Annotated in this window: 22 protein-coding genes; 10 read left to right on the top strand and 12 right to left on the bottom strand. The window is 70.3% G+C overall.

What is annotated here, in order from left to right; translation table 11 throughout:
• Positions 1 to 77: 77 nt before the first annotated feature.
• The 3 genes from ABS78_RS10885 (at position 78) to ABS78_RS10875 (ending at position 2,890) form a co-directional block, all read left to right on the top strand.
• On the top strand, positions 78 to 1,253 hold the full coding sequence (locus tag ABS78_RS10885) for an acetyl-CoA C-acetyltransferase (protein WP_293378488.1): 1,176 nt from the start codon (positions 78 to 80) through the stop codon (positions 1,251 to 1,253).
• Between the two features lie 58 nt (positions 1,254 to 1,311).
• Complete coding sequence (locus ABS78_RS10880) at positions 1,312 to 2,037, top strand: beta-ketoacyl-ACP reductase (RefSeq protein WP_293378485.1); 726 nt, start codon at positions 1,312 to 1,314, stop codon at positions 2,035 to 2,037.
• An 82-nt stretch (positions 2,038 to 2,119) separates the two neighbouring features.
• Positions 2,120 to 2,890 (top strand): DUF4908 domain-containing protein, encoded by a 771-nt coding sequence (locus ABS78_RS10875; RefSeq protein ID WP_293378482.1) that lies wholly within the window; start codon positions 2,120 to 2,122, stop codon positions 2,888 to 2,890.
• A gap of 33 nt (positions 2,891 to 2,923) precedes the next feature.
• Here ABS78_RS10875 and gloB read toward each other — a convergent pair whose 3' ends face one another.
• The gene (gloB, locus tag ABS78_RS10870; RefSeq protein ID WP_293378479.1) at positions 2,924 to 3,685 is read right to left on the bottom strand and encodes a hydroxyacylglutathione hydrolase; all 762 of its coding nucleotides are present in this window, start codon (positions 3,683 to 3,685) and stop codon (positions 2,924 to 2,926) included.
• Between the two features lie 146 nt (positions 3,686 to 3,831).
• On the opposite strand from gloB, the gene ABS78_RS10865 reads away from it, so the two are divergent.
• Genes ABS78_RS10865 through ABS78_RS10855 form a run of 3 tightly spaced genes read left to right on the top strand, consistent with a single transcriptional unit; the run spans position 3,832 to position 5,771 of the window.
• Positions 3,832 to 4,623, top strand: coding sequence for a class I SAM-dependent methyltransferase (locus ABS78_RS10865; RefSeq protein ID WP_293378474.1), 792 nt, complete (start codon positions 3,832 to 3,834; stop codon positions 4,621 to 4,623).
• A gap of 40 nt (positions 4,624 to 4,663) precedes the next feature.
• Positions 4,664 to 5,008, top strand: a complete 345-nt coding sequence (locus tag ABS78_RS10860) for a P-II family nitrogen regulator (protein ID WP_293378471.1) — start codon at positions 4,664 to 4,666, stop codon at positions 5,006 to 5,008.
• Between the two features lie 10 nt (positions 5,009 to 5,018).
• Complete coding sequence (locus ABS78_RS10855; RefSeq protein ID WP_293378468.1) at positions 5,019 to 5,771, top strand: hypothetical protein; 753 nt, start codon at positions 5,019 to 5,021, stop codon at positions 5,769 to 5,771.
• Between the two features lie 16 nt (positions 5,772 to 5,787).
• Here the strand turns inward: ABS78_RS10855 and ABS78_RS10850 are convergent, their stop codons facing one another.
• The gene (locus ABS78_RS10850; protein WP_293378465.1) at positions 5,788 to 6,165 is read right to left on the bottom strand and encodes a hypothetical protein; all 378 of its coding nucleotides are present in this window, start codon (positions 6,163 to 6,165) and stop codon (positions 5,788 to 5,790) included.
• A 191-nt stretch (positions 6,166 to 6,356) separates the two neighbouring features.
• Here ABS78_RS10850 and ABS78_RS10845 point away from each other — a divergent pair, with 191 nt between their 5' ends.
• Positions 6,357 to 9,113 carry an adenylate/guanylate cyclase domain-containing protein gene (locus tag ABS78_RS10845; protein WP_293378462.1) on the top strand — a complete coding sequence of 919 codons (2,757 nt, stop codon included), beginning with the start codon at positions 6,357 to 6,359 and terminating at the stop codon, positions 9,111 to 9,113.
• A 4-nt stretch (positions 9,114 to 9,117) separates the two neighbouring features.
• Here the strand turns inward: ABS78_RS10845 and ABS78_RS10840 are convergent, their stop codons facing one another.
• The gene (locus ABS78_RS10840; protein WP_293378459.1) at positions 9,118 to 9,510 is read right to left on the bottom strand and encodes a type II toxin-antitoxin system VapC family toxin; all 393 of its coding nucleotides are present in this window, start codon (positions 9,508 to 9,510) and stop codon (positions 9,118 to 9,120) included.
• A complete protein-coding gene (locus tag ABS78_RS10835; RefSeq protein ID WP_293378455.1) occupies positions 9,507 to 9,728 on the bottom strand; it encodes a hypothetical protein in 222 nt (73 codons plus the stop codon). Before ABS78_RS10835 ends, ABS78_RS10840 begins: the two co-directional genes overlap by 4 nt.
• A gap of 131 nt (positions 9,729 to 9,859) precedes the next feature.
• On the opposite strand from ABS78_RS10835, the gene ABS78_RS10830 reads away from it, so the two are divergent.
• Together ABS78_RS10830 and ABS78_RS10825 are read left to right on the top strand one after the other, a co-directional pair.
• Positions 9,860 to 12,679: an ATP-dependent DNA helicase gene (locus tag ABS78_RS10830; protein ID WP_293378451.1), complete on the top strand. Its 2,820-nt coding sequence runs from the start codon at positions 9,860 to 9,862 to the stop codon at positions 12,677 to 12,679.
• A gap of 193 nt (positions 12,680 to 12,872) precedes the next feature.
• Entirely contained in the window at positions 12,873 to 14,435 is a 1,563-nt protein-coding gene (locus ABS78_RS10825; RefSeq protein ID WP_293378447.1) for a serine protease, read from the top strand.
• Positions 14,436 to 14,438: 3 nt separating this feature from the next.
• On the opposite strand, the gene ABS78_RS10820 is transcribed toward ABS78_RS10825, so the two are convergent.
• From ABS78_RS10820 to ABS78_RS10790, 7 genes are all read right to left on the bottom strand, one after another.
• Positions 14,439 to 14,699 (bottom strand): EF-hand domain-containing protein, encoded by a 261-nt coding sequence (locus ABS78_RS10820; protein WP_293378444.1) that lies wholly within the window; start codon positions 14,697 to 14,699, stop codon positions 14,439 to 14,441.
• 70 nt (positions 14,700 to 14,769) lie between these two features.
• The gene (locus ABS78_RS10815; RefSeq protein WP_293378441.1) at positions 14,770 to 15,705 is read right to left on the bottom strand and encodes a prephenate/arogenate dehydrogenase family protein; all 936 of its coding nucleotides are present in this window, start codon (positions 15,703 to 15,705) and stop codon (positions 14,770 to 14,772) included.
• Positions 15,706 to 15,709: 4 nt separating this feature from the next.
• Entirely contained in the window at positions 15,710 to 16,831 is a 1,122-nt protein-coding gene (locus ABS78_RS10810; RefSeq protein ID WP_293378439.1) for a histidinol-phosphate transaminase, read from the bottom strand.
• 44 nt (positions 16,832 to 16,875) lie between these two features.
• The gene (locus ABS78_RS10805) at positions 16,876 to 17,679 is read right to left on the bottom strand and encodes a chorismate mutase (RefSeq protein WP_293378436.1); all 804 of its coding nucleotides are present in this window, start codon (positions 17,677 to 17,679) and stop codon (positions 16,876 to 16,878) included.
• 97 nt (positions 17,680 to 17,776) lie between these two features.
• Positions 17,777 to 18,892 carry a response regulator gene (locus tag ABS78_RS10800; RefSeq protein ID WP_293378433.1) on the bottom strand — a complete coding sequence of 372 codons (1,116 nt, stop codon included), beginning with the start codon at positions 18,890 to 18,892 and terminating at the stop codon, positions 17,777 to 17,779.
• A 220-nt stretch (positions 18,893 to 19,112) separates the two neighbouring features.
• Positions 19,113 to 21,575 carry a TonB-dependent receptor gene (locus tag ABS78_RS10795; protein ID WP_293378429.1) on the bottom strand — a complete coding sequence of 821 codons (2,463 nt, stop codon included), beginning with the start codon at positions 21,573 to 21,575 and terminating at the stop codon, positions 19,113 to 19,115.
• A 352-nt stretch (positions 21,576 to 21,927) separates the two neighbouring features.
• Positions 21,928 to 22,677, bottom strand: a complete 750-nt coding sequence (locus ABS78_RS10790) for a response regulator transcription factor (RefSeq protein WP_293378426.1) — start codon at positions 22,675 to 22,677, stop codon at positions 21,928 to 21,930.
• A gap of 120 nt (positions 22,678 to 22,797) precedes the next feature.
• Between ABS78_RS10790 and ABS78_RS10785 the strand changes: the two genes are divergently transcribed.
• A complete protein-coding gene (locus ABS78_RS10785) occupies positions 22,798 to 24,969 on the top strand; it encodes an ATP-binding protein (RefSeq protein WP_293378421.1) in 2,172 nt (723 codons plus the stop codon).
• Positions 24,970 to 25,086: 117 nt separating this feature from the next.
• On the opposite strand, the gene ABS78_RS10780 is transcribed toward ABS78_RS10785, so the two are convergent.
• A partial coding sequence (locus tag ABS78_RS10780; protein WP_293378418.1) for a TonB-dependent receptor occupies positions 25,087 to 25,582 on the bottom strand: 496 nt, incomplete at its 5' end.

Genomic DNA, 25,582 nt, shown 5'->3' with positions numbered 1-25,582 from the left:
CATCCCCCTTGCCCTGCACGGGGCTGCCGTTGATAGATGCAGACAGGGCCGCACGAGATCAGCCGCAGGAATTCGTCATGAGCGACATCGTCATCGTTTCCGCCGCACGTACGCCGGTGGGGTCATTCAACGGGGCGCTGTCCAGCCTGCCCGCCCATGAACTGGGCAAGGTGGCCATCCAGGCCGCCGTCGAGCGCGCCGGCATCGCGGCCGGCGACGTCGACGAGGTGATCATGGGCCAGGTGCTGCAGGCCGGCGCCGGTCAGGGTCCGGCCCGGCAGGCGGCGGTGAACGCCGGCATCCCGGTGGAGAGCCCGGCGTGGAGCCTGAACCAGCTCTGCGGATCGGGTCTGCGCGCCGTGGCGCTGGCGGCCCAGCAGATCCTCGACGGCTCGGCCGAGATCGTCATCGCCGGCGGCCAGGAGAGCATGAGCCAGTCGCCCCACGCCCAGCAGCTGCGCGGCGGCCAGAAGATGGGCGACCTGGCCCTGGTCGACACCATGATCAAGGACGGCCTGTGGGACGCCTTCCACGGGTACCACATGGGCCAGACGGCCGAGAACATCGCCGCGCGCTGGCAGATCACCCGCGAGGACCAGGACCGGTTCGCCGTCACCTCGCAGAACCGCGCCGAGGCGGCGCAGAAGGCGGGCCGTTTCAAGGACGAGATCGCGCCCGTGACCATCAAGGGCCGCAAGGGCGACACGGTGGTCGATCAGGACGAGTACATCCGGCACGGCGCGACCATCGAGGCGATGTCGGGCCTGCGGCCGGCGTTCAGCAAGGAAGGCTCGGTGACGGCGGCCAACGCCTCGGGCCTGAACGACGGCGCCGTGGCCCTGGTGCTGATGAGCGCCGACGAGGCCAAGAAGCGCGGCCTGAAGCCCCTGGCGCGGATCGCCTCCTGGGCCCACGCCGGCGTCGAGCCCGAGATCATGGGCACCGGCCCGATCCCCGCCAGCCGCAAGGCGCTGGAAAAGGCGGGCTGGAAGGTCGGCGATCTGGATCTGATCGAATCGAACGAGGCCTTCGCCGCCCAGGCGCTGTGCGTGGTGCGGGAACTGGGCCTCGATTCGGACAAGGTGAACGTGAATGGCGGCGCCATCGCGATCGGGCATCCGATCGGCGCCTCCGGCGCGCGCATCCTGACCACCCTGCTGCACGAGATGCAGCGTTCGGACGCGAAAAAGGGCCTCGCCACCCTGTGCGTCGGCGGGGGCATGGGTGTCGCAATGTGCGTGGAAAAGGTCTGATAACAGCCGGACGCCCGATCAACGGGCGTCGGTCCGGGACTTCAGGGAGAACGACGAAATGGCCAGGGTTGCGTTGGTGACGGGCGGGACCCGTGGCATCGGGCGCGCCATCTGCGAGCGGCTCAAGGCCGACGGCATGCAGGTGGCGGCCGGGTATTCCGGGAACGACGCGGCCGCCGAAGCCTGCGCCAAGGAACTCGGCATCATGGTGGTGAAGGGCAACGTCGGGAACTTCGCCGACTGCAAGCACGCCGCCGAAGCGGTGGAGAAGCAACTCGGGCCCATCGACGTGCTGGTGAACAACGCCGGCATCACCCGCGACGGCGTGTTCCACAAGATGACCTCCGAACAGTGGAGCGAAGTCATCCGGGTGAACATGGACAGCCTGTTCAACATGACCCGCCAGGTGATCGAGGGCATGCGCGAACGCAACTGGGGCCGGGTCGTCAATATCAGCTCGATCAACGGCCAGAAGGGCCAGATGGGCCAGACGAACTATTCCGCCGCCAAGGCCGGCATGATCGGCTTCACCAAGGCGTTGGCCCTGGAGAACGCGCGCAAGGGCGTGACGGTGAACTGCATCGCGCCCGGATACATCGACACCGACATGGTGCAGGCCGTGCCCGAGAAGGTGCTGGAAGGCATCATCGCCCAGATCCCGGTGGGCCGCCTGGGCAAGGGCGAGGAGATCGCCGACATGGTGGCGTTCCTCTCGGGCGAGCGCGCCGGCTATGTGACGGGCACGACACTCGCGCTTAACGGTGGCCAGTACATGGTCGGGTGAGCGGCCGGCTGTTCCGTCGGCCAGAAGTCACCCGGCGGGCGTCCAAAAAGCGCCCCGATCCCGAGGCATCCCCTAGCTTGGCATGACAGGCGGACCCAAGGCGTCGAGGAGGGTGATCTGCGCGGCGCTGGCCGGCGCCGCCGCCCTGTCGGCCACCCTGTTCCCGGGCGCGGCCGCGCTCGCCGGTCCCGCCGACAAGCTGCGGGACAGCCTTTCCCGCGGCCGCTCCGCCGAAATCTCGGCGCCGCCCATCGCGCGATTCGTCGCCCAGGACGGCCGCGTCTTCGTGCTGGACCGCACGCAGCCGGCGCCGATGCTGAAGTTCGAGGACAGTCCCGAGGTCTGGGTGCTCAGCCCCAGCCCCGCGCCGCGCGGCGACGTCATCTACAAGAACGACCTGGGCGAGCCCATGCTGCGGGCGACGCGGCTGGGCGGCGTCACCCTGTTCAGTCGCCAGCGGCCGGCCGGCGAACCCGTGTCGCTGGCCGGCGGTGGCGTTCCGCTGCGCCTGGGCGGGCTCAGTCCGCAGGCGCTCAGCGAGCGGATGCTCCAGGCCAGCGTGCGCTCGGGGCGTGCGGCGCGGCGTCAGGTGGTGTTCGAGGCCGAGGCGACGCCGGCGTCCGCCGCGCTGATCGCCGACGCGGCGATGGTGGTCAGCCTGGCCTTCGTGCGGCTCGCGGGCCGCGATCGCGACGCTCTGGGGCAGGTCGACAGCGTACGTTTCTCCGAGGGGCGAAGGCCCTCCGCGTCGCTGGCCGACGGTGTGCTGACGATCGTCGTGTCGCCGGGCCACGGTCTTGCCGGGCGTCCCTCTTCGGACCGGGTCGCGAAGGCCATCCGCACGGCGGACTGAGCCTTCCTTTCCCGCGAAGCCGGCCCGGGAAGGTCAGCCCTTGAAGCTGTCCTTGGCGGCGCGGACCGCGGCGAAGGCCTGGGCGTCGGGCTGTCCGGCGGCGTTCACGCGTTCCGCCAGCAGCGGGGCGCGCAGGAAGGGATTGGTGGCCTTCTCGAGGCCGATCGTCGTGGGCACGGTCCAGTCGCCGCGCTCGCGGGCGGCGAACACCGCCGCGGCGCGATCCCTGAGCGCGGGGTCGTCGTCCACCGACAGCGCGAAGCGTGCGTTGGACGCGGTGTATTCGTGCGCGCAGTAGACGGTGGTGTCGTCCGGCAGGGACGCCAGTCGTTGCAGGCTGTCCCACATCTGTTCGGCCGTGCCCTCGAACAGGCGCCCGCAGCCGAGAGCGAACAGCGTGTCGCCGACGAAGGCGACGCGATCGGCGGGATCGTAGAAGGCGATGTGGCCCAGCGTGTGGCCCCCGCTCTCGATCACCTCGAAGGTCGTATCGCCCAGCGCCACCCTGTCGCCGCCGCCGACTTCGCGATCGAGGGGGGCGATGCGGGTGACCTCGGCGGGGCCGACGATCGTACAGCCGGTGACCGCCTTGATGTCGGCGTTGCCGCCGGCGTGGTCGGGGTGCCAGTGGGTGTTGAAGATGAAGTCCAGCTCCCAGCCCAGCGTCTCCAGCTCCCGCAGGACGGCGGCTGTCTCGGGCGTGTCGATGCAGGCGGTGCGGCCCGACGCCTCGTCGCGGACGAGGAAGCCGTAGTTGTCCGAAAGGCAGGGGAACTGGTGGACGGTCAGCGGCATGGCGGGTCTCCGGACGGCGCCTCTCCGATTTAGGCTCCCTGCGGCCTCGCGTCGACCCGAGGCGGCGCGCGCCCGTCACGCGCGCCCGTCACGCGCGCCCGTCACGCGCGGCTTTCACGGGACGCGGATCGGCGCTAGCCAGGGGCATGCGGCGCGACGTGCTCGACCTTCGCCGGTTCTACGCCTCGGACCTGGGCCGGGCTGCGCGCGCCATGGTCTCGCGCAAGCTCGAGGAGGCGTGGGGCGACGCCGCCGGTCTCGACGTCCTGGCCGTGGGCTATGCGACGCCGTTCGTCGCACCCTTGCGGGATCGCGCCCGCCGGGTGGTGGCGGCCATGCCGGCCCAGCAGGGCGTAGAGGTCTGGCCCGGCGGCGAGGCCCGCAACCTGGCGACCCTGACGCCCGAGGACGGGCTGCCGTTCCAGAACGCCCTGTTCGACCGCATCGTGGTGGTCCACAGCCTCGAGGAGAGCCACGACCCCGTGGCCTTCCTGCGGGAGGTGTGGCGCGTGCTGGCGCCGACCGGCCGGGTGATCGTCACCGTGGCGTCGCGCAACGGGCTCTGGGCCAACACCGAGAAGACCCCCTTCGGCCATGGTCGCCCCTACACGCGAAGCCAGCTCGCCGAACTGCTGCGCGAGGCCGAGCTGGAGCCCGCGGGCTGGACCCGGGCTCTGTATGTCCCACCCGTCGGCTGGATGGCGGGATGGGCCGAAGGCTTCGAGCAGGCCGGCTCGCGGCTCTGGCCCGGTTTCGCAGGCCTCCTGCTCATGGAAGCCGTGAAACAGACCTTCGCCGTCAAGCCGAAGGGCACGCGGGCGCGGGTGCGCGCAGCCCGCCCCGCGCTCGCGCCGTCGCCGGCCGCGGCGCCCGTTTCGAGGACACCCGACCAGCCGTCGCGTCGAGAGCGCTTGGCGCCGTCGCGCCTAAGGTCTTAGCTGTGGTCCCGAGCCAGTTCGAGCAGGAGCCTCCGCGCACATGAAAATGATCATCGCGGTCATCAAGCCCAGCCGCCTGGATGCGGTGCTCGACGCCGTCACGGAAGCCGGCGCGTCCGGCCTCACGGTCACGGAGGTGAGGGGCTATGGCCGACAGCGGGGCAAGACCGAGGTCTACCGCGGGGCGGAGTACGAGGTGAAGCTGCTGCCCAAGGTGAAGCTGGAGATCGCCGTCCCCGCCGATATCGCCGAGGCGGTGGTCGAGGCGATCCAGGCGACGGCCAACACCAGCAAGATCGGCGACGGAAAGATCTTCGTCCTCGACCTGGAGCATGCGTTGCGTATCCGCACCGGCGAACAGGGCGCCGCGGCCATCGCCGGCTGATCTGCGAGCCATGCGCCGCGTTCCGGCGATCGCGGCGGCGCTGTCTGTCCTGGCGGCGGGCGGAGCCGCCCGGGCCGAACTGGCCGACGCCCAGGTCGCCGAGGCCCTGAAGCGCCACGTCTGCTTCAGCCGGATCTGGTGGGGCGATCCCTATGCGCGGCTGGGGCAGACCGCCACCTTCGACATCCGCACCGACGGGCGAATGACCTACGCCTGGAGCGAGGACGTGCGATCGGTGCCCCGCGTGCTGCACTGGGCCGACGCCTACGCCGTCGCCGAGCGCGGCGCCGGGGCCGTCGTGGTCCAGCGATCCGGCTACAACGCCGAGCGGCTGCGCGGCGAGCCCGGGTTCGAACGCGAGCGCCGGCGCGTCTACGGCGGGGCTTCCCGGAAATTGCGCGTGGACCTGCCGACCGACTGCACGCCGCGGTTCGATCCCGAGACGCCGCTGAAGGCCGAGATGCGGGCGGTCGTGGCGTCGAGCCTGTCGAACGCCGTGCGCACCTGGGGCCGGCGGCCGGCGGGGGGACGGGTGCGCATCACCCTGGCCGACTTCAACGTGGACTATCCCGAAACGTTCGCGGTGCGCGAGGACACCGGCGAGGTGTTGCGCATCGGCCTGATCGGGGCGGACCGCACGAGCTACACCGGCGGGACGGGTCGGCAGTATGTGGTCACGCCCGTTCCGGCCGGTCCCGTGTCGGTGCTGCTCCGCAGGCTGGTGCGGGGCCACGGGACGCCCCTGACCCTTGCCGTGCGGTAGCCGTCCGTGGGCTCGTTCAGCGGAACGACAGGCTGAGCTTGGCGCCCAGGAAGCGGCCGTGGGGATCGACGCCGCGCGCTGCGGCGGCCCCGCCCCGGTCGGCGCCGGACTGGAGACCGCACAGGAAACCCAGCGATCCCGTCATGTCCTCGTCCCTCAGGCGACGATCCACCGAGGTCTTGGCGAGCCCCGCGCGGCGCAGGGCCAGGGCCTCGGCCGCTTCGGGGGAGTACGAGATTCGGACCTCGGGTGCTGGCCGGGCGCGCACCGCCTGGGCCAGAACCTGGTGGGTCACAGCCTGTTCGGCTGTCTGAGACGGAGTCGCCTCCGCCCCCGTGGACGCCAGGGCCAGAAGGGTGGCGACGCCTGCGGCGGGGATGCGGAATGGCGGCATGGCGGGGACTCCGGCGCGGGCGTTGGTTGCAGTCTTTGTGTTCCCCGAAGGACACTCAACCATGTCGTGGACGTGAAGGCGAGCCCCGGGTCTGTGCGCGGCGTCGAACGGGCGTTAGAATACTGTTCGGGGAGCGTCGGTTAGGGCTGGGTCATGGATCGTCGGACGGTCGCGCACAGCCGGGAGCCCGCGTGAGCACCCAGACCTCGCACGTCCATCAGGTCGGGTCGCAGCTCGCGCCCCAGATCAAGCCTCAGTTCGCGCCTGGGGTTTCTCCCGGAGCCGCGGCGCCGCCGGCCGCCGATTCTGGCCGCGCGCTGTTCTGGCGTCTCATCACCATCTACCTGCTGGCCACGGTCACGGCGGTCACCGTCTCGATGGGGCTGGGCCTGCTGGGGCTGGAGTTCACGCCGCGCCAATGGCTGCTGTTCTGGGCCTGCGTGCCGGCGGCCACGGCGTTCTTCACCTCGATCGACGTCCTGGTGATCCGCAGCCATCTGAAGCCCCTGGGGCCCGTGCTGAGCGCCCTTGATCGGGGTGAGCGACCGTCCGATACGGCGCTGGCCGAGGCGGCTGTCCGCGCGCTGAATCTGCCCCAGATGTCGGCCGTGCGGGTGACCCTGCTGCACGGACCGATGGCGACACTGTCGCTCTGCGCCGCCATCTACACCATTAACACCTACTTCCACGGCGGCATCGCCATGTGGCAGTTCGTCGGGCTGGCGGTTCTGATCCTGGTCTTCGCCTCGCCCGCCCACGCGATCTTCGAGTACTTCGCCGTCGGGCGCACGGTCGAGCCGGTGATCCAGAGGTTGGCCCGGGCGCTGGGCGGGCCGATACCGCCCGAGCAGCAGGCGGACCTCATCGCCGTGCCGTTGCGCAGCAAGCTGTTGTTCCTGGCCATTTTCGTCTGCGCCCTGCCGCTGATCTTCAGTGCGGGATCGTTCCTCTACAAGTTCGACCGGATGATCTCGGGCTACGGTTTCGCGGTGCCCGACGCCGACCTGTTCGCGCTCAATCTGTGGAGCGCCGCGGTGGTGGCCGTCTGCATCCTGGGCGCGGTGTCGATGGCGATCCTGACCTCCACCGACGTCTCGCGCTCGGCCGGGCGACTGGTGGACGCGATCCGCCAGGTGGAGCGCGGCCGGCTGGACGAGGCCCGGGTCGAGGTGCTGACCGCCGACGAATACGCCGAGATCAACCGCGGCTTCGCCCTGATGCTCGCCTCGCTGCGCGAGGAGCAGCAGATCCTGGAGGTGACCCAGGATCTCGCCGGCGAACTGGTGCTGGAGGTGCTGATCGCGCGCATCATGCAGGCGACGACCGGCCTGCTCGCCGCCGAGCGCGCCAGCCTGTTCGTCTACGACGAGAAGGCCGACGAGCTGTTCACCGTCTACGCCGACGGGGTCGAGACGCGCGGCATCCATGTGCCCACCGACCGCGGCATCGCCGGCGCCGTCTTCACCACGGGGCGGATCGAGAACATCGCCGACGCCTACGAGGATCCGCGCTTCAACCGCGAGGTGGATACGCGCACCGGCTTCCGCACCCGCTCGATCCTGTGCGTGCCCATCACCAACAAGGCGGGCGCCCGCATCGGGGTGGTCCAGGCCCTGAACAAGAAGGACGGGATCTTCACGGCCCGTGACGAGTCGCGGCTGAAGGCCTTCGCGGCCCAGATTGCGGTCAGCCTGGAGAACGCCAAGCTCTTCGACGACGTGCTGTCGATGAAGAACTACAACGAGGCGATCCTGAAGAGCACGTCGAACGCCATCGTCACCCTCGACGCCGAGGGGCGGATCGTGACGGCGAACGATGCGGCGACGACCCTGCTGGACCAGAACCGCGAGGCGCTGGTGGGCCGGGCCTCGGGCGAGCTGTTCGCAGCCAACCCCTGGGTGCTGGACGGCCTGGCCCGGACCCAGGCCACGGGCGAGACCGTGCTCGCGGTCGACGCCGAGCTGGCCCAGTGGTCGGGCGCCAGGGCCTCGGTGAACCTGACGGCCATGCCGCTGATCGACGCCACCGAGCAGCGGATCGGCTCGATGCTGGTCCTGGAGGACATCACCGAGGAGAAGCGGGTCCGCTCGACCATGAGCCGCTACATGTCGAAGGAGGTGGCCGACCAGCTCCTCTCGGCGGGCGAGGCCGAACTGGGGGGCAAGGAGCAGAAGGTGACGGTGATGTTCTCGGACGTCCGCCGCTTCACCGCCATCGCCGAGGCGCTGGGCCCGCGTGAGACCGTGCAGCTCCTGAACGCCTACTTCACCGAGATGGTCGAGGTGATCTTCCAGCACGACGGCATCCTCGACAAGTATATGGGCGACGGGATCATGGCCCTGTTCGGTTCGCCGTTCGTGGGGCCGAACGACGCCGACAACGCGCTGTCGACCGCCGACGACATGATGGCCCGGCTGGCCGTGCTGAACGCTCGACGCATGGCGGCGGGCCAGGAGCCGCTGGACATCGGGATCGGCTTCTCGACCGGCCCCACGGTCATCGGCAACATCGGCTCGGAGCGGCGGATGGAGTACACGGCCATCGGCGATACGGTGAACCTGGCCTCGCGGCTTGAGGGCGTGACCAAGCAGTACGGGGCGAAGGTCCTGCTTTCCGAAATGACCGTCCGGGACCTGAAGCGCCCCGCCACGCTGCGCGAGATCGACCTGATCCGGGTGAAGGGCAAGGACCGGCCGGTGGCGGTCTACGAGTCCCTCGGCTACCGCGCCGGCGAAGCGGCGTTGCCGGGGTTGCTGAAGGTGTTCGGCGAAGGGCTGACGGCCTACCGGGCGCGGGACTTCGAGGGCGCCGCGCGGGCGTTCGGGGCGGCCCTGGAGCTGGACCCGGGGGACCGGCCCTCGGCGATCTACCTGGAGCGTTGCCAGGTGTTGGCCGAGGCGCCGCCGGACGCGGGCTGGGACGGGGTGTGGACGCTGATGGAGAAGTAGGGGTTCAGATCACCTCTACGTTCACCCGGTGCCCGGGCGTCCGCGCCAGCTTCGCATCCTTGGTGAGCAACACGGCGCCGAGCGCCTCCGCCAGGGCGACATAGGCGGCGTCATAGGCTGTCATCGTCGTCCTGAGCGACCACACGCGCGGCATGAGCGTTTCGTGCCCATGCCGGCGGACGGGGAACCCGCGCCAGACGTCGAGCGCTGCGGCGCCGGCCGACTCCGTCAACTGTCCGCTCAGCACCAGGCGTCGCAGCACCTGGGCGATCTCCAGATCGATGAGGTGCGGCGCATGCAAGGTCTCGTCCCGTGCGAACAGCCGCTGCACGAGGGTGTCTTCCGCGGGACCGCGCCGCAGGATCTCGAGCGCCGCCGACGCATCGAGGACGATCACCGCGAGTCGCGCTCGGCCCTCACCGCGGCGGCCGCGTCGAAGTCGACGGGCGTGAGCTTCGCCAGACGCGCCCGCATTTCCTCGGGCGAGGGGCGCTCCGCGACGGCGGCGATCTCCCGCAGCAGCATGTCGGACAGCGACAGGCCCGCCATCGCCGCCCGCGCCTTCAACCGGCGGTGAAGCGCCTCGGGGACATTGCGGATCTGGATCATGGACATGTAATTAGTCTAGTCGCATGTGCAGCGCATGCAAGTGGAGACGACGACGGTCCTTCGGTCGGCTTTCGGGACTCATTCAGAAGCTTGCGGTTCCCCTTCCGTTCGCCGCCCGCCCGGCCTAACCTCCGCGGGTGACTCTCCCGCTCACCGTCGCCCAGCTTCAGCTTGCGCCCGCGCTCGTGGTCCTGCCCGGGCCGCGGTGCGGGGTGTGCGCGCCGAACGGGGACGCCCAGCCGATACGGCCGCCGGACGCGCGCGACCTGTTCGAAGGGGCGCCGGTGGTGGTGGCCCATGCGGCCATGACGGCGCGACGGCTGGGCCTCCACGCGCCGCCGCGCGGGCCGCGGTGGTTCGACGTGCTGGAGTTGTTCGCCTTCGTGCGACCGGCGCGGTTCGCGGCGCCCTCGGCGGTGGGTCTGGCGCAGGCGCTGGGGCTGGCGATTCCGCGCGCGCCGGCCGAGCAGGCGGCCAGTCTGCATGAGGCCGCCCGCGCGCTGCTGACCGAACTGGGCGCCGCGCCGACGCCCAGCCGCGAGGAGGCGATCGCCCAGGCCGAGACCCTTGTGCGGGCCGGCTGGCCCTGGGGCGTGGCGGTGCTGGCCGCCCTGCGCTCGGCGCCGGCGGGCAACATGTTCCGCGGCTCGGGCCTGGATGTCTGGACGCGGCTGGCGGAGTGGGAGGCCGAGGCGCCGCCGGGCGAGCCGGGAAGCAAACCGGTGCAACCCGACGACGCACGAGGCCGGCTGGCCGGCCTGCTGGTCCAGGCGGGCTTGTCCGAGCCGCGCCCGGCCCAGGCCGACTACGCCGCCGAGACGGCCCATGTCTTTCAGCCGCGCGAGCGCGAGGGCGAGCCCAACATGATGCTGGCCGAAGCGGGCACCGGCGTCGGCAAGACGCTGGGCTATCTGGCGCCCGCTTCGCTGTGGGCCGAGGCGAACGGCCCGGCCGTCTGGGTCTCCACCTACACCCGCGCGCTCCAGCGGCAGATCGAGCGCGAGAGCGCCGCCATCTGGCCCGACGAGAAGGCCCGCGCGAAGAAGGCCGTCGTGCGCAAGGGGCGCGAGAACTACCTGTGCCTGCTGAACTTCCAGGAACAGGCGAACGCGGCGCAACTGGGCGGGGCCGACCTCGTGGGCGTGGCGCTGGCGGCGCGCTGGGCGCGGGCCACCCGCGACGGCGACATGACGGGCGGAGACTTCCCCGCCTGGCTGCCCGGCCTGTTCGCCGTCTCGCCCGCCGCCCAGGCCAGTGCGGCGAACCTGGTCGACCGCCGGGGCGAGTGTGTCCACGCCGGGTGCCAGCACTATCGCGCCTGCTTCGTGGAGAAGGCGATCCGCGGCAGCCGGAGGGCCGACATCGTGATCGCCAACCACGCGCTGGTGCTGAGCCAGGCGGCGTTCGACGGGGCGCGGGCGGCGCGCGGCAGCCCCGGTGACGCCGAGACCGCGCGGCTGAAGCGCATCGTCTTCGATGAGGGCCACCATCTGTTCGACGCCGCCGATGCGGCCTTCTCGGCGGCGCTTTCCGGCCAGGAGGCGGCCGAGCTGCGCCGCTGGATCCGTGGTCCCGAGGGGCGCGGCCGGCGTGGGCGCGGGCTGGAGGCGCGGCTCTCCGACCTGCTGGGCGATCGGGAGGAGGCCCGGCGGGCGCTGCACACGGCGCTCGAAGCGGCCGCGGCGCTGCCGGGCGAAGGCTGGAGCGGACGGATCGCACCGCCCAACGGCGAGGTGCGCCCGAGCGGCCCCATCGAGGCCTTTCTGGTGGCGGTGCTGGAGCAGCTCAAGGCGCGGGCGGCGCCCAGCGAGGTGGGGATGGAGTGCGCCGCGCGGCCCGCCCTGGACCTCGTGCGGGAGACGGCGCGGGCGGCGGCCTCGGCCCTGGCGCGGCTGGAGCAGCCGCTGCTGGCGCTGGCGCGGGCGCTGGAGGACGTGATGGACGTCGAGGCCGAGGTCCTGTCGCCATCCGAGCGGGCCCGGATCGAAGGCGCCCTGCGCGGGCTGGACCGGCGCGCGCGGATGCAGCTTCCGGCGTGGCGCTCGATGCTGTCGGCCATCGACGAGGACGCCGAGGACGACCCCGACTTCGTGGACTGGTTCGACGCGACCTTCATGTTCGGGCGGGTGGTGGACGCCGCCAGCCGCCGGCACTGGGTCGATCCCACCGAGCCCCTGACCAACGCCGTCATCGCGCCCGCACACGGGGTGCTGGTCACGTCGGCGACCCTGGCCGACCCGACGCTGGACGACCCCTTCGCCCTCGCCGAGATGCGCACCGGCGCCGCCCGCCTGCCCGAGCGGCCGAAGACGATGAAGGCGGCCTCGCCCTTCGACTATGCGAACCAGGCGCGCGCGCTGGTGGTGACCGACGTGGCCAAGGACGACCCGCGCCAGGTGGCGGCTGCCATGCGCGAGCTGTTCCTGGCCGCCGGCGGCGGGGGCCTGGGCCTCTTCACCGCCATCCGCCGCCTGCGCGCGGTGCATGAGCGGATCGCCGGCCCGCTGGCCGACAAGGGCGTGGCGCTCTACGCCCAGCACGCCGATCCGCTGGAGGTGGGCGCGCTGGTCGACATCTTCCGCGCCGAGGAGGACGCCTGCCTGCTGGGCACCGACGCCGTCAGGGACGGGGTGGACGTGCCGGGCCGCTCGCTGCGCCTGCTGGTGTTCGACCGCATTCCCTGGCCTCGGCCCGACATCCTGCACAAGGCGCGGCGCAGCCGGTTCGGGAACAAGAGCTATGACGACGCCATCGCCCGCGCCCGCATCGCCCAGGCCTTCGGCCGCCTGATCCGCCGTGCGGACGACAGGGGCTGCTTCGTGCTGCTGGACGCCTCGTCCCCCACGCGCCTCTTCGCCGGCCTGCCGCCGGGCGTGGAGCTTCAGCGTGTGGGCCTGGTGGAGGCGATCGAGCAGGTGGCGGCTTTCCTGGGGAAGGCGGACATCGGCCCGAGTTGATGTTCCCGATATGTTCTTGACGGATGCGACGCGTCACGGTTGAGTGTCGGGTAAGTTCATCTTCACCGTTGACACGCAACGTGTGCGCCGGAGGCTTTCGGGGGGAATGCCGATGTTGCGGAGAGTTTTGGCCGGTTTGCTGGCGGCGATAGTGGCGGCATGCGCCGGCGCAGCACAGGCGGCCGAGGAGAGGGTGCTCGAACGGCAGGGCTATTGGTCGGTCGGCCGGGGCGAGGCCGACAGCAGGCACTGCCTGGCGAGCGTGCCGACCTCTATGAAGGCGCTGTTCATGATCAATGCCTCCGGGGCGACGGTGGGGCTGTCGGTGCTGACCGAGCGGCCCCAGCGGCGGGGCAAGAAGGGCGTGCTGGAGACCGACACCCACGTCTTCCAGTTCGTCCCCGAATACAACGACAGCGGCGACTTCCTGATGCTGGAGCAGGCGGTGTCGGAGCGGGTCCTGGCGGCGCTGCGGCTGGCCCGCGGCGTCAAGATCAAGGTCGATGGCCGCACCGTTCTGGACGTGGGCCTCGAGGGCACGGGCGCCGAGGCGGCGCTCGATGCGGTGCTGGCGTGCGGCAAGGGGCAGGCCGGCTGGTGGGGCGAAGGCGTCGATCAGACCCTGCTTGCCGCCGACGAACCCCCGGGCGTGCTGAACCCCGAAGGATATTGGCGGCTGAGCGTGGACGAGGAGGATGGACGGTGCGCGGCGATCTCCGTCCTCGACGGCGGCGGAGCGTTCATGCTCAGCGCGACAGGCGACGGCGTCTCGTTCGGCGCGGTCCCGTCCCGCTCGGTCAAACCCGGTCGGAAGGGCGCGTTCGAGACGGACGCGTGGAGCTTCGACTTCGAGCCCAGCTACGACGAGGGCTATCTCTATCTGGACGACGTCTTGAACAATCGGGCGCTCGCGGCGCTTCGGTTGGCGAGCCGGTTCCGGATCGCTGTGGATGGGCGAACCGTCCTGACCATGAATCTGGAAGGCACGGGTATCGACGGCGTGCTCGACGGGTTGGCGGACTGCGTGGCCGGCAAGTCGGGCTGGTGGGGCAAGGGACTCTCCCCATCGTCCGCGCCGCCGTCCGGGGCCCGTTCGACCCCGGATGTCGGATCGCAAAACACCACGCCGGGCGGCTCAGGTCGCGGGAATGGTGGTGGCGGCTCGGGGTCGGCGTTCTTCATCACCCCGGACGGCTTCGCGGTGACGGCCGCCCATGTCGTCGCGCAGTGCCGGGAGGTGGAGTCGCCGCGCTGGGGGCCTGCCCGGCGGGTGGCCATCGATCGGCCCGCGGACCTCGCGATTCTCAAGCTCGAGTCGGCGAGCGGTCAGTCACTGGCGCTCCGTGGCCGCGGGCCGCGGCTCGGCGAGCCGCTGAGCGTGGGCGGCTTTCCGCTGGGCGGACTGCTGGGCGGCGGCCTGAAGATCACCACCGGCGTGGTGGCCGGACTCAGCGGCCCGCAGGGCGACCGCGGCCTGTTCCAGATCTCGGCCCCGATCCAGCCGGGCAACAGCGGCGGGCCTGTGATCGACGCGACAGGCGCTCTGATCGGCGTGACCGCCGCCAAGCTGGACGAGGTCCGGCTGGTCAGCGAGACGGGGACGTTCCCGCAGAACGTGAACTTCGCCGCGCCCGTGACGATTCTCCAGGCGTTCCTCGACGAGAACGGGATCGCCTATCGCGTCGCGCCAGCCGCCATGTCGGCGCCGCCTGTCAATCTGGTGAACGTCACCTTCCCGATCGTCTGCAAGCCGTAGGCCTCATCCCCCTCGTTGCCGCAGCGCGTTCATCGCGGCGTCGAGTTCGGCCACGGTGACCTTGCCGTCCTTGTTGGTGTCGACAGCGTCGAAGCGCTCGGCCGGGCGGCCGGCGGCGACCCATTCGGCCTTGGAGATGGCGCCGTCGCCGTCCTTGTCCCAGTTCTTCACCAGGTCGGCCGGCGTGGGCATCTGGGCGAGCGCGGCCATCGGGGCGGCGGCGACCGCGGCGGCGGCCAGGATCGTGAAGGTGGTCTTGCGCATCAGCAGGTCCTCTGGTTCGGCAGGCTGGAGGCTCGCCCGCGCCGAGTCATACGACGCCATTGTGGCGGGATCAGTGCTTGCCGCGGTCGCGGCCGAAGTTGGGTTCGGCGCTTTCCTGGCCCAGGGCCACGATGCCGCGCCGGATCTCGCGGGTCCGACTGAAAAGCTCGAACAGCTTGTCGCCCTCGCCCCAGCGGATGGCGCGGCTGAGCGCCTGGAGGTCTTCGCTGAAGCGGCCCAGCATTTCGAGGACCGCTTCCTTGTTGGTCAGGAAGACGTCGCGCCACATCGTGGGGTCGGAGGCTGCGATACGGGTGAAGTCCCGGAAGCCGCCGGCGGAATACTTCATCACCTCGGCCTGGGTCACCGTCTCAAGGTCGGCGGTGGTGCCCACGATGTTGTAGGCGATCAGGTGCGGCAGGTGGCTGGTGATGGCCAGCACCAGGTCGTGATGCTTGGCGTCCATCGTCTCGACGTTGGCGCCCAGGGCGGTCCAGAAGGCGGTCAGCCGGGCCAGGGCTTCCGCGTAGGTCGGATCGTCCCGCTCCTGCGGCGTCAGAATGGTCCAGCGGTTCTGGAACAGTTCGGCGAAGCCGGCTTCCGGTCCCGAGCGCTCTGACCCGGCGATCGGATGGCCCGGGATCACATGGGCCGTGTCGGGGCAGCTGGCGTTCAGCACCTCGGCCACATGCCCCTTGACCGAGCCGACGTCGGTGACCGTGGCGCCCGGCTTCAGGCCCGGCGCGGCGGCGCGGGCGGCCGCCTCCATCGACAGCACCGGAACGGCGAACAGCACCAGATCGGCGTCGCGCACCGCTTCGGCGGGATCGGCGGTGAGCCGGTCGGCCAGTCCCAGGTCGGCGATCGTGGCGCGGGCGGCCTCGGACGACTCGGCGACCGCGATCTCGCCCACGACGCCGGCCTCGCGCGCGGCGCGGATCACCGACGAGCCGATCAGGCCGCAGCCGATCACGGCCATCCGGGGATAGATCGGCGTCGTCGTCACGGGCTCAGGTCTTCATGAATTCGGCCAGCGCATCGACCGCGGCGCGGTTGTGCTCCTCAAGGCCGATGGTGATGCGGAGATGGTCGGGCAGGCCATAGTTCAGCACCCGGCGCATCAGCAGGCCGCGGGCGCTGAGGAAATCATCCGCCTCGGCCGCCGTCCGGCCCGCCGTCCGGGGAAAGCCGATCAGGACGAAGTTGGTGGCGGACGGTCCCACGACCTCCAGGCCCAGGCCGCCGAGCTGTTGCGTCAGCCACGCGCGCCACTGTTCGACGTGGGCGATGGAACGGGCCTGGAAATCCTCGTCCGCGAGGGCGGCGACGGCGGCGTGTTGCCCGGCGATCGAGGTGTTGAACGGAAGGCGGATACGGTCAACGGCGGTGGCGATGTCGGCGGGCGCATAGCCCCAGCCCACCCGCAGCGCGGCCAGTCCATGAAGCTTCGAGAAGGTGTGCGTGACCACCACGTTCTCGGACCCGCGCGCGAAGTCGAGGCCGTCCTGGAACGCCGGGTCGGTGGCGAACTCGGAATAGGCCCCGTCCAGCACCAGAACCACGCTAGGCGGTAGCGCCGCATGCAGCCGCAGGACTTCCGAGAAGGGAATCCAGGTGCCCGTGGGATTGCCGGGATTGGCCAGGAAGACCAGCCGGGTCCGTTCGTCCACTTCCTTCAGCAACTCGTCCACGTCGATGCGGTAGCCCGGCTCGCGCGCGTACTTCACCTGCGCCTGGCAGGCTCGGGCGCCGATGGCGAAGGCGGCGAAGCCGTACTCGCCCTGCACGATATTGTCGCCCGGCTCGAGGAAGGTCTGGTTCAGGAGGGCGAAGACCTCGTCCGAGCCGCAGCCGAAGATGAGCCGCTCGGGCTCCAGTCGATACCGCTCGGCGATCGCCTGGCGCAGGATCGTGGTGCGGCTGTCCGGGTAGACCTCGAGGTCGGTGGAATGGGCGCGATAGGCTTCGCGCGCCGCCTCGCTGGAGCCCAGGATGTTCTCGTTCGCCGACAGCTTGACCGGATTGGCCACGCCCTCGGCCTGCGCCTTGCCCGGCACATAGGCATGGATGTCCATGATCCCAGGTTTCGGGAGCGGGCGGGCGGCGCGGGCGCGGTCGGGAGCTTCGGTCATGTCGGTCACGTGAATTCGTTGCAAGTGAAACCAGTTGGGCTGGTCTACACGTCCAACGGCGAAGGCGCAGCCCCAATAATCCCAGACAGGCGGCCCGGCGCCCGCGCGAGGCGGGCGTCGTCGGCCTGATAGAAGCCTGCCAGCACGAACAGTTTCAGGCCACCGGCCTCGATCACCAGTTCGCCGGCCACGCCGTCGCGGCCCAGGGCCTCTTCCACGGCGGCGGCGGACACGGGGGCGTCGGTGACCCAGAAGGTGCGGTCGTCGCCGGTCGGCTCCACGTCGACAGCGGCGACGGCGAGGGCCGACATCGGCCCCCATGCGGCGAGGCAGGGCAGGGCGGCGAAGACCTTGAGCTGGGGCTCGGCCAGCAGGCGGCCCCACCACGCGCTGTCCTGGGTGAGCGCGCAGACGGCCACGCCACCGGCCTCGCGCGCCGCGGCGATCGTATCCTCGGCCTTGGCGAACTGGCGGAGCGGCGGCGCGGCCCCGAAGCGATGGCGCGCAAGTTCCACGGCGCGTCCGGGGTCACGCCCGCCCCAGACATTGATGTGGAACGGCCCCTGGACCGACAGGCTGTCGCCGATCATCTCGCGCCAGACGCGGACGACGAGGCCTGGACTCGCGGCCTGGCGGTCTTCGGCCAGCAGCCGGCGCAGGATCGCGGTTTCGCGGGCGGGGCGCAGCGCGAAGCGGTCGCCTTCCCCGCGGGCGTGCTTCGCTGCGGCCACGATCCGCGCCAGGCTCGCCCGTTCGTCCAGCAGGCGCAGGAGTTCGCCATCCAGCGTATCGATGCGCTGGCGGACGCTCTCCAGGGACGGCGCGGCCTCTGGCCCGGGCGCGGACATAAATCTCCCTCGAAACAGGAGCCCGGCCACTAAGGGATTGCGCAGGGGGGCGCAATAGGCCGCTCCTCCGCAAAAAAGTTGCAGGTGAAACGGTCGTTCAGGCCGCGGCGGCCGCGCCGCCCGGGTCCAGCGCCGCCTGGAGCGCCTGGAGCAGGTGTTCCGGCTTCATCGGCTTCTCCACCACCCCGTTCATGCCGGCGGCGAGATAGGCTTCGGCGTCCTCCGGGTCGGCGTTGGCCGTCAGCGCGATGATGGGGGTGGCGCCGATGCGGCCGGGCAGGGCGCGTATGGCGCGGGTCGCGGCCACCCCGTCCATGCGCGGCATGCGGATGTCCATGAGGATGAGGTCGAAGCGGCCGCTGCGCGCGGCCTCCACGGCTTCCTCGCCATCTTCCGCAGCTTCGCTGGTGCAGTCGAACATCTCGACGAGCGACTGGGCGACCATCCGGTTCGTGGCGTTGTCGTCGACCACGAGGATGTGGGCCGCGCGGCCGGCGTCTTCGGTCGGCCCGGCGGCGGTCGGCGTGCTTTCCGGAACGGTGTCGAGCCGCAGGGTGAAGGCGGCGGTGTCGGAGGCGCCGGCATTGGCCTCGCGATGCAGTTCCCCGCCCATCTCGTCCAGAGCGCTGCGCGCGAGCAGCGCGCCCAGCGCCACTTCCAGGCCCAGACGTTCGTCGATGCTGCGGACCCGGGCTTCGACGTCGCGGTCGTCCCAGCCCGTGTCTCGCGGGCCGCGCACCCGGCCTTCGAGCACGACGCCGTCGGGCCCCGCGAAGGCGCTGAGCCCGGCCTCCACGGCGCCGCGCCCCTGGGCGCCGACCGCCTCGCCGATGAAGCCGTCGAAGATCTGGATCAGGCGGCGGCGATCGGCCAGGGCGGCCGCTTCGGGTTCGCCGCTGAACGACACCAGGAGGGTGACGCCGGCTTCGGCGGCCCGCGGCTCCCAGCGCTGCTGCACCTCGTCCATCACTTCGCGCAGCACGACGGGTTCGGGAACGGTTCTCGGTCCCGGGTTGATGGTGGCCCGCAGATCGGCGGCCGCAGTCATGATGCGAAGTAGGCCTTCGGCGGCCTCGGTCACGCTGGCGACGCAGGCCTCGCCATCGGGCGTCAGCCGCTGGCGGGCGAGCTGGCCGGTCAGGGCCAGGACGCCTTCCATCTGCTGCCGGACTTCGGCGGCGATGCGGTCGGAAATGAACTCTGGCAGGGACATGGGCCGCCGGTACTGGAGGAACCTCAGGTACCCATTTTGTGGTCTACGGCTTGCACATAAGTTAAGTCCGGGCGCTTTCCCGGCGGAATTTGCAATTCTGGGGTGTGCGTGGGCGCGGATTGTCGCGCATCGCGCCGTTCCGGCGATCCCAGACGACAACGGCGGCGGACCCGGGAGTCCGCCGCCGCGCGAAGCCGACGCTCGAGCCGGAACCGGCGTCCTAGAAGCGGTACTGCAACTCCACGCCGTAGGTCCGCGGCTGGATCAGGCCGCGGGTGATGGCGGTGCGCGTCTGGACGATCGAGGTCACGCCCGGGTTCGGATTGTCGAAGATCGCCGTCGGCGTGGTGGAGCCGTTGGAGGTGAAGCCCTTCTGGTCGAAGGCGTTCTTCACGAAGCCGATCACGGTGTAGCGGTCGGCGCCGTCGTTCCACAGGACGCGGAAGTCGGTGACGTCGTAGCCCTTGACCTTGTTCGCGTCGCTCTTGAACGGCTGGTAGTACGTTTCGTCGGTCCACGTGTAGGTGGCCGAGAGGATCAGCGATCCCGCGTCGAAATTGAAGGTGTAGTTCGCGTTGCCGGCGAACTTGTGCTTCGGCGACTGGTAGATGCGCGAGCCTTCCAGCGTCTGGAACACCAGCCGCGTGCCGTTCGAGACCACGAAGCCGCCCGAGGGGGTCGCGCGGGGATCCAGCGCGCCGGGGTCCGCCGGGTCGTAGAAGCAGCAGCCCTTGGTGATCTCGGTGTGCAGGTAGCCATAGCTGGCCGACAGGTCGAGGGCGCGGATCGGACGCCAGATGGCCTCCAGTTCCAGGCCGTAGGCCTCGGCGTTCACGTTGACGAAGTTGTTGGACGCCGCCGTGCCCGCCGGATTCAACTGGGCCAGATTGAGCTGGAGGTCCTTGTATTCGTTGTAGAAGGCCGCGGCGTTCAGCTGGAAGCGGCCGCCGAAGGTCTTCTTCAGGCCGAGCTCGAACGCGTCGACCTGCTCCTGATCGGCCTCGGGCTGGGGCGACAGGGTGCCCAGCAGGAAGCCGCCCGACTTGTAGCCGCGGCTGTACTTCGCATAGGCCAGGGTGTCGGCGTCGGGCGTCCAGTCGAGGTTCACGACACCCGTGACCGCGTCCCAGCTGTTCTTGAGATTGCGGAAGTTCTGCACCCCCGGCGTGAGCGGGTCTATGTCGGTGGAGACGTCGAACGCCGCCGCACCGCCCGCGATGGCCGGCGACTGGATGATCAGCCGCTGGAACTCGGTGCCCGACTTACGGTCCTTCGTGTAGCGGAGGCCGGTGGTCAGGGCGAACTGCTCGTTGAACTCGTAGGTGGCCTGGCCGAAGACGGCGAACGCCTTCGAGTTCAGGGTCGCCTGGGTGTCGGCGAAGTTGCGCAGGGGGTTCGGCGCAGCGGGCGTGCCGGCCAGGGTCAGGGGGGTGGCCAGCGACGCCTGGTTCGGGTTCCCGAGCTGGATGCGCTGACGGTACTCCTCCTCGTACTGGTAGACGCCGAGGATCCAGCGCAGCGGGCCGTCGCCGTTCGAGGTCAGGTTGATCTCGTTGGAGTAGTAGCGCTTCTTCTCGTTGAAGTCGGTCGTCTGGGTCGGGAAGTACGGCACGGCCAGGACGCCCAGGATCGGCTGGGTGCGGCTGGTGCCGTCGTAGTCGCCGCCGGTCTGATAGTTGTACTGCTGGAAGCCGCCCGTGTACTTCAGGTCGGCGAAGCCCAGATCATAGGTGATCGTCGTCGTCAGGACGTGGTTGCCCCGGAGCTGGCCGTAGCCGTCCGTGTTGGTGTTCATCACATAGGGATCTTCGACGCCCGGGTTCGGGGTCGTGTAGCCGAACTGCGGGTTCACCTGGAGTTGGCCGATCAGGCCGAACACGCGGGTGGTGTCATACGGCGTGACCAGGTTCGACAGGCGGTCGCCCACGCCCATGGTGTCGTCCCAGGACGAGCGATTGTAGCGGACGAAGATGTCGAGCTTCTCGGTGGGCTCGGCCTCCATCTGGAACTCGAAGTAGGTGCGCTTGATGGTGGCGCCGTCGTTCGCGGTCCCGATGTTCTTGATGAAGCCGTCGCGCTGGTGGTCCTGGCTGCCGCCCACCTTGAAGCGCAGGTTCTCGGCCACCGGCAGGGAGACCACGGCTTCGATCTTGGTGCGGTTGTAGTTGCCGTAGCCGGCGCGGATCTCGCCCCCGAACTCCTGGCTCGGGCGCTTCGAGATCTGGTTGATGGCGCCGCCGATGGCGTTGCGGCCGTACAGCGTGCCCTGGGGACCGCGCAGGATCTCGGTCCGCTCGATGAACAGCGGGGTCTTGAACAGCTCGGACGACGAGGCCGAATAGAAGCCGTCCGAGTAGGACGCCACGCCGGGGTCGTTGCCGATGTAGAAGGTGTTGCGGCCCGCGCCGCGCAGGCTGACGCGGTCGGTGCCGGAATAGTTCATGCCCGGCGTGAAGTTCACGAAGTCCTGGATGCCGGTGATGCCGGCGATGTCGCGGCGCGCGGACGTGAAGGCCGACACGGCGACCGGGATGTCCTGGAGCGACTGCTCGCGCTTCTCCGCCGTCACGACCAGTTCTTCGAGGGTCGCTTCCTGGGCCAGCACGGGCTGGGCCGCGGCCAGGACGGCGAACGACGCGCCAGCGACGAGGATCGCCCGGGCGGGCGCGGTTTTACGAGACATATGGTCCTCCCAAGGCGCGTGCGGTCGAGCCGCTCGCCTCGTGTTCTGATCGAGTTTTCGGAACGGGCGCGGGGAGGCGCCCTTGGGGCCGGACCCTCGGCCCGCCTCACCGCCAAGGTCAACTCACCAATGATAACTTACGGCGTCCGCCAGACGCCTTTTTTCCGACTGTGGCGAAAAGACCGCATTTTCGAAATGGGCGGCCAAAATCGAACGATGATCTTCGAATCCTTTCCCGCACAGGGATAGTCGAACGACGAAATGTGAACTGCGGCGTACCGCTCGATCAAAAGGGAAGAAAGCGTCACTTGCGGGGAGGGCCGCGGAACGGACTTCGGGCGGCCTTGGGGGCTCAGGTGAGGCCCCTCTGGGCCGCAGCCAGGACGGCCTCGGCGCGGCTGGTGACGTGGAGTTTCTGGTAGATCACCTTCACATAGCCGGCCACGGTCTGGGGCTTCAGGCCGATGGCCCTGGCGGCCTCGGGAGCGGACATGCCGCGGGCCAGAAGCGTCAGAACCTCGGTCTCGCGCGGGCTCAGCCTGGCCTCGTCCGCGGGCCGCGCCTCTGGCCTCGCGTCCGGCCTGGGGCGGAAGCGCTCGAGGATCCGGCGCGCAATGGAGGGCGAGAGCGGGGGCTCGCCGCCTTCGATCCGCCGGAGGCAGGCGGCCACCTGTTCGGGATCGTCCTGCTTGAGGATGTAGCCCTGGGCGCCCGCGGCCAGCGAATCGAAGAGGTGCAGGTCGTCGTCGTAGATCGTCGCGACGACCGGCTGGGCCTCGGGAAAACCGTCGGCGATCTCTCGCACCAGATCGACGCCCGAACCGTCGGGCAGGCCCAGGTCGATGACCGCCAGCGCCAGGCGCCAACGGGGGGCGGTCCTGTGCTCCTCAATCCGGCGGCGCGCCTCGCGCAGGCTGGTGGCGGAGACGATGGTCATGTCGGGGAACGATTCGGCGACCAGGCCCGTCAGCCACTCGAGGGTGTCGGGGCGATCCTCGACGATCAGGCAGCCGCGCCCGAAGGGCGTCCCGGGCCGCGCGCCCCCATCCTGACCTGAGCCCTCCTGGCCCGGGCCCGCCTGGCCTTCGCCGTTCTGCACCATCGGGGAGTCGCCGCGCTCCACGTTTCTGACGTCGACGTTAATATCGGATGGCGCCCAGGCCAATGATTCCCCTAAGGAAGTCCAGGGGCGTGGGTCTGCCCCCGGGGGCGAGTGGGCAGGATGGACGCGAGTATTGCGACGCCCAGAGCAGGGCCCGTCGGCCGCGTGGCCGCGCCGCTGCGGTTGCTGGTGCTGGCCGTCGTGGCCGTGGCGGCGGTGATCGGCGGGGCGATCGGTTTCTCGGTCAGCCAGCCCTGGTTGGGCCTGGACCTGAGCTGGGACGCCGGGGCGGGCGGCATGGTGGTGCGCTCGGCGACCGGGCCCGCGTCGGACGTCCCGGTCGGCGTGGTGATGACACGCGTGCGCGCCGGGGGCGACAAACTGACCTTCGAGCGGCTGGACCTCACGGGCCAGGTCGATGGCGTCTTCGGCCCGTTCGCGGATTTCCAGCGGTTCATGGCGCGCCAGGGCCGCTTCGCTTCCATGCAGCGCCAGCCCGAGATCACGTTCACAGACACCTCGGGGCGGGACTGGACTCTCCGGCCTGCGCCCAGCCGGCCCATCGCCACCCTGGGTGCGGACTTCTGGATCGGAGCCGTGGTCGGGGCCGTCTCCGGGCTGGTCGCCGCGGCGATCTTCGTGTTCCGCCCGAGGGAGGCCGCCGCGCGCTATGTGCTGTTGAGCGGCTTCGGCATGCTCATCTGCGCGCCGATGGGGCCCATCTATACCAGCCGGGAACTCGGTCTTCCCGAACTGCCGTTCTATCTCATCAACGGCCTCAACTTCCTGGGCGGGAGCCTGTTCGCGGCGGCCCTGTTCTCGCTCCTGCTCTACTATCCGCGCCAGCTCGCGCCGCGCTGGGTGGGCGTGGCGGTGGTCGGCGCCGTCCTGGCCTGGTATGCGGCCCAGGCGCTCGGCTGGTTCCCCGATCTGACTTTCGCGCGCCGCTTCCACGTGATGTGCGCGCTGGCGGGCACCTTCGTGCTGGCGGCCATCCACTGGCGCCTGACGCGGCGCGATCCGATCGCACGGGCGGCGCTGAGCTGGTTCCTGTTGTCGTGGGTGGTGGTGGCCACCGCCTTCTGCCTGACGATCCTCGCGCCGCAGATGTTCGGCGTGGATACGTCCGCGGCCGAACCCTACGGCTTCCTGCTGTTCATCCTGATCTATGCCGGCCTTGCGGTCGGGATCATGCGCTACCGGCTGTTCGAGCTGGGCGAATGGTGGGTGCGCATCGTCGCGTGGACGCTGGGCCTCGTCCTGCTGGTGATGCTGGATCTCCTGTTCCTCGCCGGCCTGCGCTTCTCCGCCGAGGTCAGCCTCTCGCTGGCGCTCCTGATCTGCGGCCTGATCTGGCTGCCGGCGCGAGGCTGGATCGCGGAACGTGTCCTGCGGCGTCGGCCCCGCGACGATCGGGCGCTGTTCGAAGGCGTGGTCCAGATCGGCCTGACGGCGTCATCCGAGGAACAGGTGACGCGCTGGGCCGAAGTGCTCAGGTCGCGCTTCGATCCCCTGAGCCTGGAGCCGGCGGACCCGGACGAGGCGCCGCGGCTGGAGACCGACGGTCTCGCGCTGGTGACGCCGGCGATAGAAGGCCTGCCGTCGTTCAGACTCGCCTACGCCCACGGCGGGCGCTCGCTGTTCTCGCCGGCCGACATCGCCCAGGCTCAGGCGCTGGCCGACATGCTGCGGTTCGTGGTCGAGAGCCGTCGCGCCTACGAACGCGGGGTGATCGTCGAGCGCCAGCGGATCGCCGGCGACATCCACGACAACCTGGGCGCCACACTGCTCAGCGCCCTGCACAGCCGCGACGGTGAGCGCAAGGACCGCTACATCCGCGAGACCTTGGCCGACCTGCGGAGCATCGTCACCGAGCCGGCGGGCGACGACGCCGGCCTGGCCGAGACCCTGGCCGGCAGCCGCAAGGAGATGGCTGAGCGCCTGGGCGCACGGGGAATCGAGCTGGACTGGCCGCCGGAAGCGACGCCCGGCGCCGAACTGGACTCCAGGGTGGCCCAGTCCCTGCGGGCAATGCTGCGCGAGATCACGAACAACATTCTGAAGCATGCGGGCGCTTCCAGGGTGCGGGTGGCGCTCTCGGCGGCGGACGGCCGGTTGACGGTGGTGGTCGAGGACGACGGTGTGGGTTTCGATCCGGCGTCGGTGGCGCGAGGCGCGGGCCTGGGCGGGTTGAGCGATCGGGCCGCCCGGCATGGAGGCGAGGTCCGGTGGACGCCTGGAATGGACGGACGCGGCGCTCGCGCCGAAATCCGGTTGCCGACGGCGCGTTGACGCCGCGAAAGACGAAAGGGCCGGCGGATCGCTCCGCCGGCCCTTCCTGTTTCGGTCGTCCTCTGCGTCGGGTGTCCCAGCAGCCCCGGACAAACGGGGTCTGCCGGGATTTCGACGTCAGAAGCGGTACTGGAGTTCCACGCCGTAGGTGCGCGGCGGGGTGAGTTCGTACACCTGCGCGCCGTTCGGGAAGCGGTCGGACGGCACCGCGGCGTTGTTGTTCCGCTGCGAGGCCTGGATCGCGGCGGCGTAGCCGTCGTCGTCCAGAAGGTTCTTCACGTAGGCGATGACCGTGTACTTGCCACCGGTGGGCGCCCAGATGGCCCGCAGGTCCACCTGGTCCCAGGACGGGGCCGAATTGTAGTCGCGTTCGAAGACGTTGGCGTAGGACTTCGAGCGGTAGAGGTAGGTGGCGCCCAGGGTCAGGCTCCCCGGTTCCATGTCGAAGGTGTAGAGGCCGTTCAGGGCCAGCTTGTGCTTGGGCGCCTGGGGCAGGGAATTGCCCACGACGCTAACCGCGCCCGTGGTGATGTTGTCGTTCACGTCGACCAGCAGCGGGCTCTTCTTGATCTTGCTGGGGTTGTAGCCGTAGTCGAGAGAGAGGCGCAGCGGC

The sequence above is a fragment of the Phenylobacterium sp. SCN 70-31 genome (assembly GCF_001724605.1).
Taxonomy (GTDB): domain Bacteria; phylum Pseudomonadota; class Alphaproteobacteria; order Caulobacterales; family Caulobacteraceae; genus Phenylobacterium.
Note: the sequence above shows the minus strand (reverse complement) of the source record. Positions and strands in the feature narration are given on the sequence as shown.

Coding starts and splice junctions, on each gene's coding strand:
- ABS78_RS10885 (WP_293378488.1), top strand. CDS start 78: ATGAGCGACATCGTCATCGTTTCCGCCGCACGTACGCCGGTGGGGTCA.
- ABS78_RS10880 (WP_293378485.1), top strand. CDS start 1,312: ATGGCCAGGGTTGCGTTGGTGACGGGCGGGACCCGTGGCATCGGGCGC.
- ABS78_RS10875 (WP_293378482.1), top strand. CDS start 2,120: ATGACAGGCGGACCCAAGGCGTCGAGGAGGGTGATCTGCGCGGCGCTG.
- gloB (WP_293378479.1), bottom strand. CDS start 3,685: ATGCCGCTGACCGTCCACCAGTTCCCCTGCCTTTCGGACAACTACGGC.
- ABS78_RS10865 (WP_293378474.1), top strand. CDS start 3,832: ATGCGGCGCGACGTGCTCGACCTTCGCCGGTTCTACGCCTCGGACCTG.
- ABS78_RS10860 (WP_293378471.1), top strand. CDS start 4,664: ATGAAAATGATCATCGCGGTCATCAAGCCCAGCCGCCTGGATGCGGTG.
- ABS78_RS10855 (WP_293378468.1), top strand. CDS start 5,019: ATGCGCCGCGTTCCGGCGATCGCGGCGGCGCTGTCTGTCCTGGCGGCG.
- ABS78_RS10850 (WP_293378465.1), bottom strand. CDS start 6,165: ATGCCGCCATTCCGCATCCCCGCCGCAGGCGTCGCCACCCTTCTGGCC.
- ABS78_RS10835 (WP_293378455.1), bottom strand. CDS start 9,728: ATGTCCATGATCCAGATCCGCAATGTCCCCGAGGCGCTTCACCGCCGG.
- ABS78_RS10820 (WP_293378444.1), bottom strand. CDS start 14,699: ATGCGCAAGACCACCTTCACGATCCTGGCCGCCGCCGCGGTCGCCGCC.
- ABS78_RS10810 (WP_293378439.1), bottom strand. CDS start 16,831: ATGACCGAAGCTCCCGACCGCGCCCGCGCCGCCCGCCCGCTCCCGAAA.
- ABS78_RS10805 (WP_293378436.1), bottom strand. CDS start 17,679: ATGTCCGCGCCCGGGCCAGAGGCCGCGCCGTCCCTGGAGAGCGTCCGC.
- ABS78_RS10800 (WP_293378433.1), bottom strand. CDS start 18,892: ATGTCCCTGCCAGAGTTCATTTCCGACCGCATCGCCGCCGAAGTCCGG.
- ABS78_RS10795 (WP_293378429.1), bottom strand. CDS start 21,575: ATGTCTCGTAAAACCGCGCCCGCCCGGGCGATCCTCGTCGCTGGCGCG.
- ABS78_RS10790 (WP_293378426.1), bottom strand. CDS start 22,677: ATGGTGCAGAACGGCGAAGGCCAGGCGGGCCCGGGCCAGGAGGGCTCA.
- ABS78_RS10785 (WP_293378421.1), top strand. CDS start 22,798: ATGGACGCGAGTATTGCGACGCCCAGAGCAGGGCCCGTCGGCCGCGTG.